10 protein-coding genes and 2 pseudogenes are annotated in these 15,513 nt (G+C 57.3%); 6 read left to right on the forward strand and 6 right to left on the reverse strand.

What is annotated here, in order from left to right; translation table 11 throughout:
* Positions 1 to 16: 16 nt before the first annotated feature.
* The 5 genes and pseudogenes from L379_RS20205 to L379_RS20185 all read left to right on the forward strand — a co-directional run bounded on the left by L379_RS20205 (position 17) and on the right by L379_RS20185 (position 6,170).
* On the forward strand, positions 17 to 1,150 hold the full coding sequence (locus L379_RS20205) for an amidohydrolase/deacetylase family metallohydrolase (RefSeq protein WP_032652324.1): 1,134 nt from the start codon (positions 17 to 19) through the stop codon (positions 1,148 to 1,150).
* Positions 1,134 to 2,252, forward strand: a complete 1,119-nt coding sequence (locus L379_RS20200) for a DgaE family pyridoxal phosphate-dependent ammonia lyase (RefSeq protein WP_015572510.1) — start codon at positions 1,134 to 1,136, stop codon at positions 2,250 to 2,252. Before L379_RS20205 ends, L379_RS20200 begins: the two co-directional genes overlap by 17 nt.
* Positions 2,249 to 2,989: a 2-dehydro-3-deoxy-phosphogluconate aldolase gene (locus tag L379_RS20195; protein ID WP_017694646.1), complete on the forward strand. Its 741-nt coding sequence runs from the start codon at positions 2,249 to 2,251 to the stop codon at positions 2,987 to 2,989. The genes L379_RS20200 and L379_RS20195 overlap by 4 nt, the downstream gene beginning before the upstream one ends.
* A 115-nt stretch (positions 2,990 to 3,104) precedes the next feature.
* Positions 3,105 to 4,241, forward strand: coding sequence for a lactonase family protein (locus L379_RS20190; RefSeq protein ID WP_032652328.1), 1,137 nt, complete (start codon positions 3,105 to 3,107; stop codon positions 4,239 to 4,241).
* Between the two features lie 19 nt (positions 4,242 to 4,260).
* Positions 4,261 to 6,170, forward strand: a pseudogene (locus L379_RS20185) (transcription antiterminator).
* A 32-nt stretch (positions 6,171 to 6,202) separates the two neighbouring features.
* Here L379_RS20185 and nrdG read toward each other — a convergent pair.
* The 5 genes and pseudogenes from nrdG to L379_RS20165 all read right to left on the reverse strand — a co-directional run bounded on the left by nrdG (position 6,203) and on the right by L379_RS20165 (position 13,840).
* Positions 6,203 to 6,667: an anaerobic ribonucleoside-triphosphate reductase-activating protein gene (gene nrdG / locus L379_RS20180; protein WP_015572513.1), complete on the reverse strand. Its 465-nt coding sequence runs from the start codon at positions 6,665 to 6,667 to the stop codon at positions 6,203 to 6,205.
* Between the two features lie 105 nt (positions 6,668 to 6,772).
* Positions 6,773 to 8,911: an anaerobic ribonucleoside-triphosphate reductase gene (gene nrdD, locus L379_RS20175; protein WP_015572514.1), complete on the reverse strand. Its 2,139-nt coding sequence runs from the start codon at positions 8,909 to 8,911 to the stop codon at positions 6,773 to 6,775.
* A 368-nt stretch (positions 8,912 to 9,279) separates the two neighbouring features.
* Positions 9,280 to 9,852 carry a PTS sugar transporter subunit IIA gene (locus tag L379_RS20170; protein ID WP_032652329.1) on the reverse strand — a complete coding sequence of 191 codons (573 nt, stop codon included), beginning with the start codon at positions 9,850 to 9,852 and terminating at the stop codon, positions 9,280 to 9,282.
* Position 9,853: 1 nt separating this feature from the next.
* Positions 9,854 to 12,432, reverse strand: a pseudogene (locus tag L379_RS0123805) (glycoside hydrolase family 38 C-terminal domain-containing protein).
* A 10-nt stretch (positions 12,433 to 12,442) separates the two neighbouring features.
* Positions 12,443 to 13,840, reverse strand: a complete 1,398-nt coding sequence (locus L379_RS20165; protein ID WP_071842881.1) for a PTS fructose transporter subunit IIC — start codon at positions 13,838 to 13,840, stop codon at positions 12,443 to 12,445.
* Between the two features lie 179 nt (positions 13,841 to 14,019).
* Between L379_RS20165 and L379_RS20160 the strand changes: the two genes are divergently transcribed.
* Entirely contained in the window at positions 14,020 to 14,679 is a 660-nt protein-coding gene (locus tag L379_RS20160; protein ID WP_015572516.1) for a MurR/RpiR family transcriptional regulator, read from the forward strand.
* Positions 14,680 to 14,687: 8 nt separating this feature from the next.
* Here L379_RS20160 and L379_RS20155 read toward each other — a convergent pair whose 3' ends face one another.
* Positions 14,688 to 15,434, reverse strand: a complete 747-nt coding sequence (locus L379_RS20155) for an oligogalacturonate-specific porin KdgM family protein (protein ID WP_032652330.1) — start codon at positions 15,432 to 15,434, stop codon at positions 14,688 to 14,690.
* Between the last annotated feature and the right edge of the window lie 79 nt (positions 15,435 to 15,513).

Below are 15,513 nucleotides of genomic sequence, written 5' to 3' on the forward strand. Positions count from 1 at the left end.
TTATCAGGAGATCCTCATGTTTGATTTACTCCTGCGCCGTGCGCGCCTCGCCGACGATACCCTGACCGATATCGCCATCCAGGACGGGAAGATTGCCGCGACAGGCGACATTGACGCTCCCGCCCGCAAAACGGTTGAGCTGAACGGCGACGTGTTCGTCAGCGCGGGCTGGATTGACTCCCACGTCCACTGCTACCCGAACTCCCCGATTTACCACGACGAGCCGGACAGCGTGGGCATTGCCACCGGCGTCACCACCGTGGTGGACGCGGGCAGTACCGGATCCGACGACGTGGACGATTTTTACGCCATCACTCGCAAAGCCTCCACCGAGGTGTTTGCCCTGCTGAACATCTCCCGCGTGGGGCTGATCGCCCAGAACGAGCTGGCCAACATGGCGAACATTGACGCCGATGCGGTGAAGCAGGCGGTGACGCGCCACCCGGATTTTATCGTTGGCCTGAAGGCGCGCATGAGCAGCAGCGTGGTCGGTGAAAACGGCATCACCCCGCTGGAGCGCGCGAAAGCGATTCAGAAAGAGAACAGCGACCTGCCGCTGATGGTGCACATCGGCAACAACCCGCCGAACCTCGATGAGATTGCCGAACTGCTGAGCTCCGGCGACATCATCACCCACTGCTACAACGGCAAGCCTAACCGCATTCTGACGCCCTCCGGCGAGCTACGCGCCTCCATTACGTCTGCGCTGAAGCGCGGCGTGCGCCTGGACGTCGGTCACGGCACGGCGAGCTTCAGCTTTGAAGTGGCGAAGCGCGCCATTGCGATGGGCATTCTGCCGCATACCATCAGCTCGGATATTTACTGCCGCAACCGCATCAACGGCCCGGTCGGCTCGCTGGCGAGCGTGATGTCGAAATTCCTCGCCATCGGCATGTCATTGCCGCAGGTGATTGACTGTGTCACGGCCAACGCCGCCGACGGCCTGCGCCTGACGCGCAAAGGCCGCATTCAGCCTGGCCTCGACGCTGATCTGACGCTGTTTACGCTCAAGCGCCAGCCGACGGTGCTGACGGATGCCGAAAACGACAGCCTACAGGCTGAACACATTCTGATGCCGCTTGCCGCGATCCGCGCGGGCAAGGGCTACATGACCGAACAAGGGAGCACGGAACATGCCTTCGATTTATGAGAAGTACAACTTAAAGCAGGTTATCAACACCTCTGGCCGAATGACGGCGCTGGGTGTCTCCACGCCGCGCCCGGAAGTGGTGCAGGCGGCGATGGACGGCATGAATCACTATTTCGAGATGAAGGATCTGGTCAATAAAACCGGGGAATACATCGCGAAGCTGCTGGAGGTGGAAGGGGCGACGGTGGTCTCCTGCGCGTCGGCGGGCATTGCCCAGTCCGTGGCGGCGGTGCTGGTGAAAGACAGCGACTGGCTGCTGGAAAACCTGCACGTCACACCGATTGAAAACAACGAAATCGTCCTGCCGAAAGGCCACAACGTGAACTTTGGCGCGCCGGTGGGCACCATGGTGGCGCTGGGCGGCGGCAAGCTTGTGGAGGCGGGCTACGCCAACGAATGCTCTGCCGATCAGCTGGCGGCGGCGATCACTCCGCGCACGGCGGCGATCCTCTACATCAAATCGCACCACTGCGTGCAGAAAAGCATGCTCAGCGTCGAGCAGGCGGCGGTCGTGGCGCGCAAGCACGATCTCCCGCTGATCGTCGATGCGGCGGCGGAAGAAGATCTGCACGCCTACTACCGCTCCGGCGCCGATCTGGTGATCTACAGCGGCGCGAAGGCGATCGAAGGGCCAACCAGCGGGCTGGTGATCGGCAAAACCCAGTACGTTGAGTGGGTGAAGCGCCAGACGGCGGGCATTGGTCGCGCGATGAAAGTGGGCAAAGAGGGTATCCTGGGCCTGACCTGCGCCATCGAACACTACCTGACGGCGACCAAAGAGAGCGGGGCCGAGATGGTGGCGAAGATGACGCCGTTTATCGACGCGTTGAACACCCTGAACGGCGTGACCGCGCGCGTGGTCTGGGACAGCGCCGGTCGCGATATCGCCCGTACCGAGATTAAGTTCGACGAAGCCGCTACGGGCGTCGGCACGGGCGATCTGGTGGCGAAGCTGAAACAGGGCGAATACGCCATTTACTTCCGTGGCTATAAGGCCAACGAAGGGATTATCGAGGCGGACGTGCGCAGCGTGAATGCTGACCAGCTGAACATCGTGTACCGCCGCATTAGCGAAGTATTAGGACAGGAGAAAAACGCATGAAACTGACCCCCAACTTTTACCGTGACCGCGTCTGCCTGAACGTGCTGGCAGGCTCAAAGGCCAACGCCAGCGCCATTTACGAGGCGGCGGAAGGTCATGTGCTGGTGGGCGTGCTCTCCAAAAATTACCCGGACGTGGCGAGCGCGGTTGCGGACATGCGCGAATACGCAGCCCTGATTGATAATGCGCTCTCCGTGGGGCTGGGCGCGGGCGACCCGAACCAGTCGGCGATGGTGAGTGAAATCTCCCGCCAGGTGCAGCCGCAGCACGTTAACCAGGTCTTTACCGGCGTGGCCACCAGCCGCGCGCTGCTGGGGCAGAATGAGTCCGTGGTCAACGGTCTGGTCTCCCCGACCGGCACCGTCGGGATGGTGAAAATCTCCACCGGCCCGCTGAGCAGCAAAGCGCCGGACGGCATAGTGCCGGTTGAAACCGCTATCGCCCTGCTGAAAGATTTCGGCGGCAGCTCCATCAAGTACTTCCCGATGGGCGGCCTGAAATGCCGTGACGAATACCAGGCGGTGGCGGAAGCTTGCGCCCGTCACGACTTCTGGCTGGAGCCGACCGGGGGAATCGATCTGGAGAACTTCGAGGCGATCTTGCAGATCGCCCTGGATGCGGGCGTGAGCAAAATCATCCCGCATATCTACAGCTCGATTATCGATAAAGCCAGCGGTGATACGCGTCCGGAAGATGTGCGCACGCTGCTGGCGATGACGAAGAAGCTGGTTAAGTAGAACCTGCCCCTCACCCTAACCCTCTCCCACCGGGAGAGGGAACCTTTACCCCCTCTCCCTTTGGGAGAGGGCTGGGGTGAGGGGAAACAAACCGCACACACCCGAAGGAGCCACCATGCACACCCGTACCCTGCTTGTCGCTTCACTCTCTTTACTTGCTACCTCTGCAATCGCTCAAACCCAGTACGCCTGGGTGGGCACCTATAATCCGAACGGTGAAGGGCTGTACCGCTTTACCGTCGATCCGCAAACCGGTGCGCTGAACGATAAAACACTGGTGAGCAAACTGCCGAACGCCGCGCAGTTAACCGTCTCACACGACGGCAAAACGCTGTATCTGGCAAGCGAAGTGGAGCAGGGCGTGGTGCAGGCGCTGCGCATCGGTGATAACGGCGCGCTGAACGAGCTGAATCAGGTGTCCTCCGGCGGCGCGGGGCCGGTGTATCTTTCCCTGACGCCGAACGGCAAACATCTGCTGGTGGCAAACTACGTCAGCGGAACTGTCGCGGTGCTGCCCGTTAACGCAGACGGCAGCCTGGGCGATGCTACGGACACCCATCAGGACAAAGGCGAACCGGGCGCGGCGAAGCCGGAAGCTGCCGTCGAGGGCAGTTTCGCCATCAGCGATCATAACGGCCCACATGCGCACATGATCGCCGCCGATCCGGGCGGGAAATACGTTTTTTCCACCGATCTGGGGCTGGATCGCATCTATCAGTACCGTTTTGACGATCAAACCGGGAAGCTGACTCCGAACGATCCGCCATTTATCAGCGCCTCCTCAAAAGGGGCCGGGCCGCGCCACTTCGTTTTTACGCCGAAAGGCGATGCCCTGTGGCTGATTAACGAAGAGGCGTCTACGCTCACCCATTATGCGCTGGACAGTAATGGCAGGCTGAAAGAGGGTAAAACGGTTTCAGCCCTGCCGGACGGTTATAAAGGCACCAGTTTTGCTGCCGGGCTGGCGCTAAGCGCCGACGGGAAACAGCTGTATGTCGCTAACCGTTTGCATAACAGCATCGGGCACTTTACCGTAACGGCGGAGGGTACGCTGACGCATCAGGATGATGTCTGGACGCGCGGCGACTATCCGCGCACCCTGACGCTCGATAAGCAGGGTCGCTGGCTGTACGTCATGAACCAGCGCAGCGACAACATTACCCGTTTCCGCGTGGCGCCGGACGGCAAGCTGAGCGCCGAGCCAGACTATACCCCGGTCGGCAGCCCATCCCAGATGGTCATTTCACCCTGAGCAGTAAGAGGACAACGACGTGCGATTTCCGAACCAACGTTTAGCGCAACTTTTCGATCTGTTGCAAAACGAGACGCTGCCACAGGACGAGCTGGCGCAGCGGCTGTCGGTCTCCACGCGAACCGTCCGGGCGGATATCACCGCCCTGAACGCGCTGCTGGCCAGCCACGGCGCGCAGTTCATTTTGAGCCGGGGCAACGGCTATCAGCTCAAAATTAATGATGTGGTGCGCTATCAACAATTGCAGGCGTCCCACCCGCGCGCGCTGCGTATTCCGCGAACCGGACCGAGCGCGTGCACTATCTGGTGGTGCGTTTTCTGACGTCAGCCTTTTCCCTCAAGCTGGAGGATCTGGCCGATGAGTGGTTCGTCAGCCGGGCCACGTTGCAGAGCGACATGGTGGAAGTGCGTGAGTGGTTTCACCGTTACAACCTGACGCTGGAAACCCGCCCGCGCCACGGGATGAAGCTGTTTGGCAGCGAGATGGCGATCCGCGCCTGCCTGACCGACCTCCTGTGGGAGCTGGCGCAGCAGGACAGCCTGAACCCGCTGGTGACCGACGTGGCGCTGAACGCGGGGGTGGCGGAAAAGATGGTGCCGGTGCTGCACGATGCGCTGACGCGCCATCACATTCGCCTGACCGATGAAGGCGAGCTGTTCCTGCGCCTGTACTGCGCGGTGTCGGTGCGGCGCATCAGCGAGGGGTATCCGCTGCCGGAATTCCACGCGGAGGACGTGGAAGAGAACGTGCGTGAGGCGGCGAAAGATATCGCGGTGGCTATCCAGGAGCTGGCGGGCAAAGCGCTTTCGCCGTCAGAAGAGAGCTGGCTGTGCGTGCACATTGCGGCGCGGCAGATCCAGGAGATCGCCCCCAGTGCCATTAACGCCGACGACGATGAAGCGCTGGTTAACTACATTCTGCGCTACATCAACACCCACTATAACTACAACCTGCTGAGCGATGAGCAACTGCATGCAGATCTGCTCACGCACATCAAAACCATGATTACCCGCGTGCGGTATCAAATCATGATCCCCAATCCGCTGCTGGATAACATCAAGCAGCACTACCCGATGGCGTGGGATATGACCCTCGCGGCGGTGTCGAGCTGGGGCAAATACACCCCGTATGTGATCAGCGAAAACGAAATTGGTTTTCTGGTGCTGCATATCGGCGTCGGGCTGGAGCGCCATTACAATATCGGCTACCAGCGCCAGCCGCGGGTGCTGCTGGTGTGCGACGCCGGTAACGCGATGGTTCGCATGATCGAGGCGGTACTTCAGCGTAAATATCCGCAGATTGAGGTGACGCGCACGCTCACCCTTCGTGAGTACGAGCTTGCCGATGCCATTGGCGAAGACTTCGTGATCTCCACCGCCCGCGTGAGCGAAAAATCCAAACCGGTGGTGATGATCGCCCCGTTCCCGACCGATTATCAGTTAGAGCAGATCGGCAAGCTGGTGCTGGTGGATCGCACCCGCCCGTGGATGCTGGAAAAATACTTCGACGCGGCCCATTTCCGCATTCTCGACAAGCCTGTCGACCAGCAAACGCTGTTCCGCGAACTGTGCGGGCAGCTTGAAGGGGAAGGTTTTGTCGGCGCGGAGTTTCTGGAATCGGTTATCGAGCGTGAAGCCATTGTCAGCACCATGCTCGGCGACGGCATCGCGCTGCCGCACTCCCTCGGGCTGCTGGCGCAAAAAACGGTGGTCTACACCGTGCTGGCGCCGCAGGGCATTCAGTGGGGAGATGAAACTGCCCATGTCATCTTCCTGCTCGCCATCAGCAAAAGCGAGTACGAAGAGGCAATGGCGATTTACGACATCTTTGTCACCTTCCTGCGTGAACGCGCGATGGCGCGCCTGTGCCAGTGCGAGAATTTTGCGGCGTTTAAGGCTGAGGCGATGGAGAGTTTGAGTCGGTTTTGACGTTCAGGCGGACAGAGGATATCCGCCTTCATTCAACGCAGATGATGCACAACCTGGTTGCTGCTGCCGCGCCAGATAAGCATAGGATCTTTTAGATCCTGCACGAACTTGCCGTCGACCAGGACGTTAATCAGATCCACCACTTCCATCTGCTGCGCATTCAGTTCATCCAGCTTATAGCCCGTCCAGACCCAGACGTCTTTTCCCGCGCACTCGCGGCGGATGCGTTTTACCAGCTTCAGGATCGCCGGCACGTTTTGCGGATGGAGCGGGTCGCCGCCGGAGAGCGAGATCCCCTGGCGTTTGATGCGCGTGTCGTTCAGGTCGTTGATGATGCGGTCTTCCATCTCAGCGGTAAACGGCATACCCGAGTTCAGGCGCCAGGTGCTTTTGTTGTAGCAGCCGGGGCACTCGTGAACGCAGCCTGATACAAACAGGGTACAGCGGGTGCCGGGGCCGTTGACGATGTCGACGGGGTAGTACTGGTGATAGTTCATCGCGAATAACCACGCCGGGTGGCGCTGCGCTTACCCGGCCTACAAAAGAGAGCGGTCCGTAGGCCCGGTAAGCGCAGCGCCACCGGGCATTAACGTGGCAGCGGATTACCCGATCTGCCCATTCCCCAGATGTTTCACCCTGCGCTTCACCTCTTCCTGCTTACCGGCGTTAAACGGACGGGCATCCGGGCTGCCGAGGTAGCCGCACACGCGGCGGGTCACGGAGACGCGGGCTGCGTCGTGGTTACCGCATTTCGGGCAGGTGAAGCCTTTGCTGGTGCATTCGAACTCACCGGTAAAGCCGCACTCGTAGCACTCGTCAATTGGCGTGTTGGTTCCGTAGTACGGCACGTGCTGATAGCTGTAATCCCACACGTCTTCCAGCGCCTTCAGGTTGTGCTGAATGTTCGGGTACTCGCCGTAGCAGATAAAACCGCCGTTCGCGATGGGCGGATAGGCCGCTTCAAAGTCGATCTTGTCGTACGGGTTCACCTTCTTCTCCACATCGAGGTGGAAGCTGTTGGTGTAGTAACCTTTGTCGGTCACGCCTTCCACGATGCCGAACTCGGCGGTGTCCAGACGGCAGAAGCGATCGCAGAGGTTTTCGCTCGGCGTGCTGTACAGGCTGAAACCGTAGCCAGTTTCCTCTTTCCACTGGTCTACCGCATCGCGCAGGCGCTGCACAATCGCGATACCTTTCTCACGCAGGGCGTCGTTGTCATAGATGTGCTTGTCGCCAAACAGCGCGTTAATCGTTTCGTGAATGCCGATATAGCCAAGAGAGATCGACGCGCGACCGTTTTTGAAGATCTCCGACACATCATCGTCCGCCTTCAGGCGCACGCCGCAGGCTCCTTCCATATAGAGAATTGGCGCGACGCGGGCTTTCACCCCTTCAAGACGGGCGATGCGGGTCATCAGCGCCTTACGTGCCAGCTGTAAACGTTCATCCAGCAGCGTCCAGAAGGCCGCTTCATTCCCTTTAGCTTCCAGCGCGATGCGCGGCAGGTTCAGGCTGATGACGCCCAGGTTGTTGCGCCCGTCGTGGATCTGCTCGCCGTTCTCATCTTCGTACACGCCGAGGAAGCTGCGGCAGCCCATTGGCGTTTTAAACGAACCGGTGACTTTCACCACTTGGTCGTAGTTGAGGATGTCCGGGTACATACGCTTGCTCGCGCACTCCAGCGCCAGCTGCTTGATGTCATAGTTCGGATCGCCAAACTTGTGGTTCAGGCCGTCACGAATGGCGAACACCAGTTTCGGGAACACCGCCGTTTTACGGTTTTTACCGAGGCCGGAGATGCGGTTGCGCAGAATAGACTGCTGGATCAGGCGTGATTCCCAGCTGGTGCCGAGGCCAAACCCGAAGGTCACAAACGGCGTCTGGCCGTTGGCGGTGTGCAGCGTGTTTACCTCATATTCCAGCGACTGGAACGCGTCGTAGCACTCTTTCTCGGTGCGGGAACGGGCGTAACCGTCGGCATCCGGGATCTGCCACTCTTCCGCCGTTTTACGGTGTTTGTTGAAGCTCTCGGCCACGAACGGGGCCAGCACTTCATCGATGCGGTTAATGGTGGTGCCGCCATAGATGTGGCTCGCCACCTGGGCGATGATCTGCGCCGTGACCGCCGTCGCGGTGGAGATGGATTTCGGCGGCTCAATCTCGGCGTTACCCATTTTAAAACCGTGGGTCAGCATGCCTTTCAGGTCGATCAGCATGCAGTTAAACATCGGGAAGAACGGCGAGTAGTCGAGATCGTGATAGTGGATCTCACCGCGCTCGTGCGCAGACACCACGTCGCGCGGCAGCAGGTGCTGGCGGGCATAGTGCTTGGCGACGATACCGGCCAGCAGGTCGCGCTGGGTTGGGATCACTTTGCTGTCTTTGTTGGCATTTTCATTGAGCAGCGACGAGTTGGTTTGCTCCACCAGGCCGCGGATCTCCTGGTTCAGGCGACCGCGTTTCTCACGCTGGACGTCACGGTCGTGACGATACTCAATGTAGGCGCGCGCCAGCTGCTTGTACGGACCAGACATCAGCTGGTTTTCAACCGCGGTCTGGATCTCGTTGATATCCACCTGGCTGCGTTCATGCATCTGGCTGCTAACGACTTCTGCGACGGTGGCGCAGTAATCTGCGTCATCGACTCCCGCTGCTTTAGCTGCACGCAGAATGGCTTCTTTGATGCGCTCTGATTTAAACGGCACTTTACAGCCATCACGTTTCATCACATGCGGTGTCATGATCACTCCATTTTAAAAACAGGTTATCCACAAAGGTGGAGAAGTATTCACCGGGCGTATTCCTCGCCGCGGCAAAGACTTCCCGCGTGCCCAGCCCGTGTTATCCACAATTCCGGCCAGCGTTCGCGCCGTCTTGTTGTTGGAATAGTAGACGATAAATACAAGATGTTGGGTCGGCGTGCATTTTAAGTGCTACATATAGTGATTTGCATCAAACAAGTTTGCGATTTTTTTGATGCAGAACAAAGTAAAAAGACGAGAGTACAAACGGCGGGCGCTGGGGCAATTGTAAAGACTCGAAGGAAAAATCTGATTAATTATTCAACAAAAACAAGCGCTCAGCAGAGCCTGTGCTGAGCGCTGCTCGATTAACTCACCCCGCAGGCCCAGCTCAACCCTGCCTGCAAAAAGGCTACGGTAACGATGCAGCCCAGTACCAACGGGATGAGAGGAGAGCTTTCGGGGGCATCGTCCTGTTTTTGAGAACCTTCATTACTCAGCGCAGACATCGCCTCTTCCCGCGTACGCGCCGCCAGCAATTGCTCACGCACCCGCTCATCCGTGAGTCTGCTGGTCAGCGTCGTCAGCAGGTGCATATGCGTACTGCCTGCTTCCGCTGGCGGAATGGCGAGCAGGAAAACCATCCTCACCTCTTCATCACCTTCCAGTCCCGGCCAGCATATCGGATCGTCAAAGAGCGCCAGACAAAATGCCGCCTGTTGCACCGCCTCGGTTTTACCGTGCGGGACAGCGAGCGCTTCACCCAGCGCGGTAGGGCCTTCACTTTCACGTTGTAAAACGCTTTCGATAAATGCCTCTCGATCGTTGATGACCTTCCGCCTGGCGAGCGGCTCGGTGAGCCAACGGATCACTGCTTCCGGCGTGCGTTGGGGCGGGTTGATAAACACCAGATCGGGATGCGTCAATGCCAGCAAGTTCATATTAAGCCTCAATCAAAAAATCGCAGGTTGCGGAGGGGAGGATCGCCGTTACCGGTTGCATCGGCTCTTCCAGATAGTTGATCTGCCGTAACACTGCCAGACTTTCCGGGACGGGAGCCGGTTGTGTCCCGGCGTTAAATACGCGTAAGACGGTGCCATGCAGCAGCTGCGCATGGGGCAGAGCGGAAAGGATGAGCGGCTCCGGCACGGTCAGTAGCGAGAACTCTGCCGGAAGCCTGCGCTCGGGCAGACGCAACGAAAAACGCTCAAGACGGTGATCGAGCGTGTGTAGCGTTTGCCGTTGGTAGGTGAAGGGCTGTCCAGCCGCCTGATTTTCCAGCTGGCGCAGCGTGAGGTGGTCGGCGTTGTCGGCCAGCGCGACGGTGAATGAAAAGCGCAACGGTTTCAGCAACTGGGCATCAGGAGTCTCAACCACCGTATTATTGATGCCGGAGGCCCGACCCGGTCGCCATTCGAGATCGCTGCGTCCGAGCACGCCCGTCGATTTAAACATCGTCAGGGCAATAGCAGCGGGTTCGCTGCCGATAATCTGAAATTCTTTCATGCCACGGCTAGTCACAACCAGCGCTTTACCCGGTTCCGTGACAGCGATAATGCCCTCGCTGGTTTCGATATCCACGGGCTTCTCGCGATAGCGTTCTTGCCAGTGTTCACCGTCATATCCCGTTTCGCGCTGGATGATTGCGAAGGGCTGTGAGGCGATAGCGTGACGGGTGTGAACATCGCTGCCGATCAGTAAACGTAGCCGGTGATCGCAGTGGCTGTTTTCCAGCGAAGCCTCGACATACAGATTCGGATCGTCGTGGCGTAATTCGCAGACCAGACGAATGGATAACGGCGTTCGGGCCGTATCCTGACGGCTGGCGAGATCCTGCGGAAGACGCATTGTGGCCTCGACGGTCAGCTTTTCGACAAGCGGCGTTTTTACGCCGTCGACGAGCGTAAAATGCGAACAGCGCGTCGGCGCGTCGCCCGCAAGCGGTGAGAAATCGTAGCTGTCGCCCGCGTCCACGCAGTCTTCAAAGGTAAAGAAAGAGGGGATACGTCTGCCGCTGCGTTTGTCATGCAGGGTAAGCGTTCCGGCATCCAGCGACAGTCGATAATGCGCATTCTCAATCTCGCTGCCCTTTATCTTTTCAGACGCCAGGAAAGGCGCAGGGTCTTCTTCAACGTTAACGGTGAGATAGCCGATCGGCGGCAGAACCGGTGTCTTTACCGCAACGTGCCAGCGGTAATAAGGGAGAAGGGGCGTCTCGCACTCGCCCTCGGCGGTAAGGGAGATCGCCGTTCCGCCGGGCAGAATGTCTCTTTCCAGGACGTCGAAAGGGATGGGCTGCCCCTGATGCGTCAGGGCGATAGGGTGGTTATCACCACGCGCTGCGTTGGGGTAGCCAGCGAGTTAAAAATCAGCAGGTCGCCATCCTGAACGCAGGCGGCGGCCAGGGTTTTCACCACCAGATTCCACAGGCTATGGCACAGCTGTTCGGTTTGTTCCAGTCGATGCAGAATGTCGCGGTTGGTGGCATCGCTATTACAGCCGCCAATGGAATCGTGGGCATGGTTTCGCAACAGCTTTTTCCAGAGGGTGTCGACTACCGCGAGGTTGACCGGAATCCCCTGGTGACGCGCCATTGCGATTGTCGGCTCCAGCTGTCGCAGGATGAACTGTTCAACCTCATCGTTTTTCTTTTTGATGTCGTAGCGCACGGAGCCGATCGTTTTATGGATGCGGGTGTAGCGCGGCGATTTCAGCTCCCCTTCCAGGAGCTCAAACTGTTCACGCTGCGCGCGAAGGGTTTCTACATAACGCTCCAGAGAACTGATGAAGTAACGGTCCTGATCCGGGGACTGTGCGCTGGCGACCTCCAGGATTTTCGGCAGCGCCGGGTCGATGCTGACCTGATCGCCGCCGCAGGGCAGGAGCAGGTCGTTTAGACCGGCCCGTGAACGCAAAAGTGTGGTCATCGGGTAGATTTTTCCCCGGAGATGGGAGGCTTCCGAACGCATGTTTTTAGCCGCGCCATAACCGAGCGCCATCGCACAGGCGATGACGGTCGCACCTGAGGGTGCGCGCCAGAGGAACTGGCTGCTTTTGGCGTGCCTGTCGTGATCGATACCGCGCCAGAAGACGATATTGTCGATATTGCAGCCCTGCAAGATCGTGGGCATTTGCGCATTGTGGCCAAAGGTATCCGGAAGATACCCAACCTGCATCGCATGCCCCAGCGTCCGGGCAGAAAAAATGCCGTACTTCAGGTTGCGGATAATCGATTCGCCATGCACGTTGTAGGTGTCCGTCTGGGTATACCATGGCCCTACGAAGATCCTTTTTTCTCTGACCAGCTTTTCCAGCCTGGCGCGATAATCAGGATTGATGGCGAGAAAGTCCTCCACTACCGCCATCTGTCCGTCAAGGTGATAGCAGGTGTAAGCGGAGTCCTGCTCCAGCGTGTTGATGACGTCCGCAAAATTATATGACGCCAGCACCATGCTGTCCTGACGGGTGAAATACCACTCCTGATCCCAGTGCGTATGGGCAATGACGTGGATCTGATTCATGACGTTCCCCTTATCTGGCGTTCTTTGGGCTGACATAGAGTACGCCCAGGGCGCAAATCAGTGCGCCAATAAAGACGCTCGCCAGGTAGCCCGCCACGTTGGTTGCCAGCGGCCAGCCCCAGACGGCTGGCAGAGGCAGCGTCTGCTTCACGCCAAGGGTAATGGCGACCAGCGCGCCGGCGACGGCACCGGTCATGAACACCGGGATCAGACGTGGGTTTTTCAGGATGAACGGGATCGCGCCTTCGGAGATCCCAATCACGCCCAGCAACAACGAGGTGCTACCGACGGTTTTCTCTTCCTGGCTAAAGACATCCGGTAATCCAAAGCGGCCGTTGAGGAACGCAGCAAAGCCGACGCCAATGGAGGGGATCACGATGGAGAGTTCGCGGGCGGTTAAATCAAACGTCTCGCTCATGCCATTCAGGCCGAGCGCGACCGAGCCTGCCGCCTTGTTGACCGGACCGCCCAGGTCGAACGCGGTGCCCGCGGCAATCATCGCGGAATAGAACCCGCGCCCGGTGTCACCTGCCGAGGTAAAAAAGACCACCATCAGCTGGTTAAGCGAGCCAAAAATCGGGTTAATCAAATATTCCATGACCATCACCAGCGTAATGCCGGTGATCAGCGGGACGAGCAGCATGGTTTTAATGGTGGTGAGCTGCTGGCGGACGTGAATCGAATCATTGAGCCAGCGCACCAGATAGCCCACAAAAAAGCCGATACCAATGGCGCCGAAAAAGCCGGATGGCATAAAGCCTTCGATATCAAAGAAGCGCTTATAGACTTCGTCTGACATGATGCCGCCAATGAGACCGGGGATGAGTGCCGGTTTACCGGCAATGGAAAACGCCAGATACATCGCAAAAACGGGATACATGAACTTAATGGTCATAAAGCCCACTTTATCCAGCACGCTGAACGGCGAATGTTCGATGTTAATAAACTGCCCGGTTATTTTGGCCGTCGCCATCATCAGCCCGCCCATCACCACCACCGGCAGCATATAGCTGATGGCCGCCATAATATGGCCAATAAAAATCTGGTAAGCCGAACGCTGAAGATCGTCTTCTTGTGCGACAGTGGTGACGTTTTTTTCCTTTGCCAGCGCCTGACGCAGATAGCGATCGGTATGTTTGATCAGCTCTTGTGTGCGGGTTTGAAGGTGAGGGATGTTTTCAAAACGCTCGGCATCCTGAATGGGAACGTCGGTTGCCAGAATAATGGCCGTGGCGGAGGCGATATCCTGTTTTGTTAAACGGTTTTTAACGCCGTCGCTGCCCTGCGTTTCGACCTTTACCTCGATATTGTGCTCGTTAGCCCATGCAATAATTTTATTCGCCGCCATAAAGGTGTGTGCGATACCTGTCGGACAGGCCGTTACCGCGACAACTTTTTGTTTCGTCATTGTCATAATTCCCTGGATGTGAAAACAGGGGAAGTATAAAGAGAACCTAAAACAGTTTTTAATGTTTGCTAATACTAATTACGTATCGTGATACGCGTAAATGCAATGTGTGAAGCGCCTTCCAGAGACTATTTCTCTGTTGTGTTAATATCATCTCGGGATTAAACGGGGCGTAATAGATGAATTCATTCCAGGGAAGTGAACGTTTGATATTTGAATACATTCAGCATCATGCGTGTAATATTTCTAATATATCGGCAAAAGAGATTGCCCGTGATACCTTTACCACGACAACATCCGTTAATCGTGTATGTAAAAAAATGGGCTATAAAAGCTATACCGAGCTTCGGTACCGTTTTTTACGCGACCATTTTACACCTGCACCTGCTACACCCGACGTGGGGCCGCAGCCGGATGATATTGTGACAGACGTGTCCAGGTTGCTTACGCATTCCAGCCATATCTATCTTTACGCACGGGGAGCCTCGCTCACCAGCCTCAACTACCTGTCGCGCTTTTTGTCGCTGGCGAGCCTGCCGCACCTTATTTTGAATGACATGCACCAGTTGACACGCGTATCGAAGGGGACGCTGGTGTTGATCAGTAAATCCGGGGAGACGCAGTCGCTGATTGAAATGGCGCGTAACGCGCTGCGCAAAGGGTTGAAGATTATTGCGATTACCCGTCAGGGGTCGACACTGGCGTCGATCTCAACGCTATGCTGGCCGTTACCAATCGACATTAACGCGGTTTCGCTGTATCAGCGGGAAGGGCAGCTTGAACTGTTAAGCGCCGTGGACCGTATCGGCTGTAGGCTGCTACAGCACGATACGGTGTAGTCAGGCCGTCAGAGCTGCTTCACTATTCCCAGACGTACGGCATAATCATTTTCATGGTTGCCGTCATTATTGATGTACGTTTTATCCAGTGAAACCAGTTCGACGTATGGCGTCCAGCCATCGTCGAACTTGTAGTTGAACGCGACGGTATGCTCCCAGTAGGTGTCATCCCCGGTTCCCTGATCGACGTTATCCTGCCAGCGAAAGCGCGGGTTATAGGACATACCGAATTTGCCGATGTTATACGCGAACCAAATGTCGAACTGGTGTGACTGGCGGCGAGTATAACCGCTGCCGTCGAGTTCTTTATCGCTGTGCGCGTCATTGACGGTGTTATAGCGGTAACGGGCGGAGAGATTCAGACCGTTATCGAAGGCTTTCCAGCCCTGAATGAAGGGGCGGTAATGCGTATTGCTGGCGGTGAAAACCGTCACCATGCCAGGCGCAACGGCGAAACCATTTCCCAGATCGAAACGCCAGCGCGTTTCGATTTCCTGTGCCGCTTCCGTTAACCCCTTGTCGTCGGGATTATATCTGTCGGTATCACCAAAAAACGTATCATTATGGTTTTGTGCGGCTTCAACGGAGAAGTAAAAACCGTTATTCGCCTGATGCATGACCTTAATGCGTGAATCATTTACGTCTGCGCGCGTATTATGACCAAAGCGAAGGTCGACGGACGTATTCCCGCACCATCCCTGTGTGCTCAATAATAATGCGCTAATACACGTTGCTTTAATAATTATCTTTTTCATAGTATCCTGCCGAGGTTATTTAATTGGCAGGCTATTTTTATTTTGAGTGCGCCATATTGTAAAAGTTATCGTCGTACAT

The sequence above is a fragment of the Enterobacter sp. MGH 33 genome, from assembly GCF_000534535.1.
In the GTDB taxonomy this organism is placed as follows: domain Bacteria; phylum Pseudomonadota; class Gammaproteobacteria; order Enterobacterales; family Enterobacteriaceae; genus Enterobacter; species Enterobacter hormaechei_C.

Excerpts from the sequence above, each read along its gene's own strand:
- L379_RS20170 (WP_032652329.1), bottom strand. The coding sequence starts at position 9,852 with ATGAACTTGCTGGCATTGACGCATCCCGATCTGGTGTTTATCAACCCG.
- L379_RS20195 (WP_017694646.1), top strand. The coding sequence starts at position 2,249 with ATGAAACTGACCCCCAACTTTTACCGTGACCGCGTCTGCCTGAACGTG.
- L379_RS20165 (WP_071842881.1), bottom strand. The coding sequence starts at position 13,840 with ATGACGAAACAAAAAGTTGTCGCGGTAACGGCCTGTCCGACAGGTATC.
- L379_RS20160 (WP_015572516.1), top strand. The coding sequence starts at position 14,020 with ATGAATTCATTCCAGGGAAGTGAACGTTTGATATTTGAATACATTCAG.
- nrdG (WP_015572513.1), bottom strand. The coding sequence starts at position 6,667 with ATGAACTATCACCAGTACTACCCCGTCGACATCGTCAACGGCCCCGGC.
- L379_RS20205 (WP_032652324.1), top strand. The coding sequence starts at position 17 with ATGTTTGATTTACTCCTGCGCCGTGCGCGCCTCGCCGACGATACCCTG.
- L379_RS20200 (WP_015572510.1), top strand. The coding sequence starts at position 1,134 with ATGCCTTCGATTTATGAGAAGTACAACTTAAAGCAGGTTATCAACACC.
- L379_RS20155 (WP_032652330.1), bottom strand. The coding sequence starts at position 15,434 with ATGAAAAAGATAATTATTAAAGCAACGTGTATTAGCGCATTATTATTG.
- nrdD (WP_015572514.1), bottom strand. The coding sequence starts at position 8,911 with ATGACACCGCATGTGATGAAACGTGATGGCTGTAAAGTGCCGTTTAAA.
- L379_RS20190 (WP_032652328.1), top strand. The coding sequence starts at position 3,105 with ATGCACACCCGTACCCTGCTTGTCGCTTCACTCTCTTTACTTGCTACC.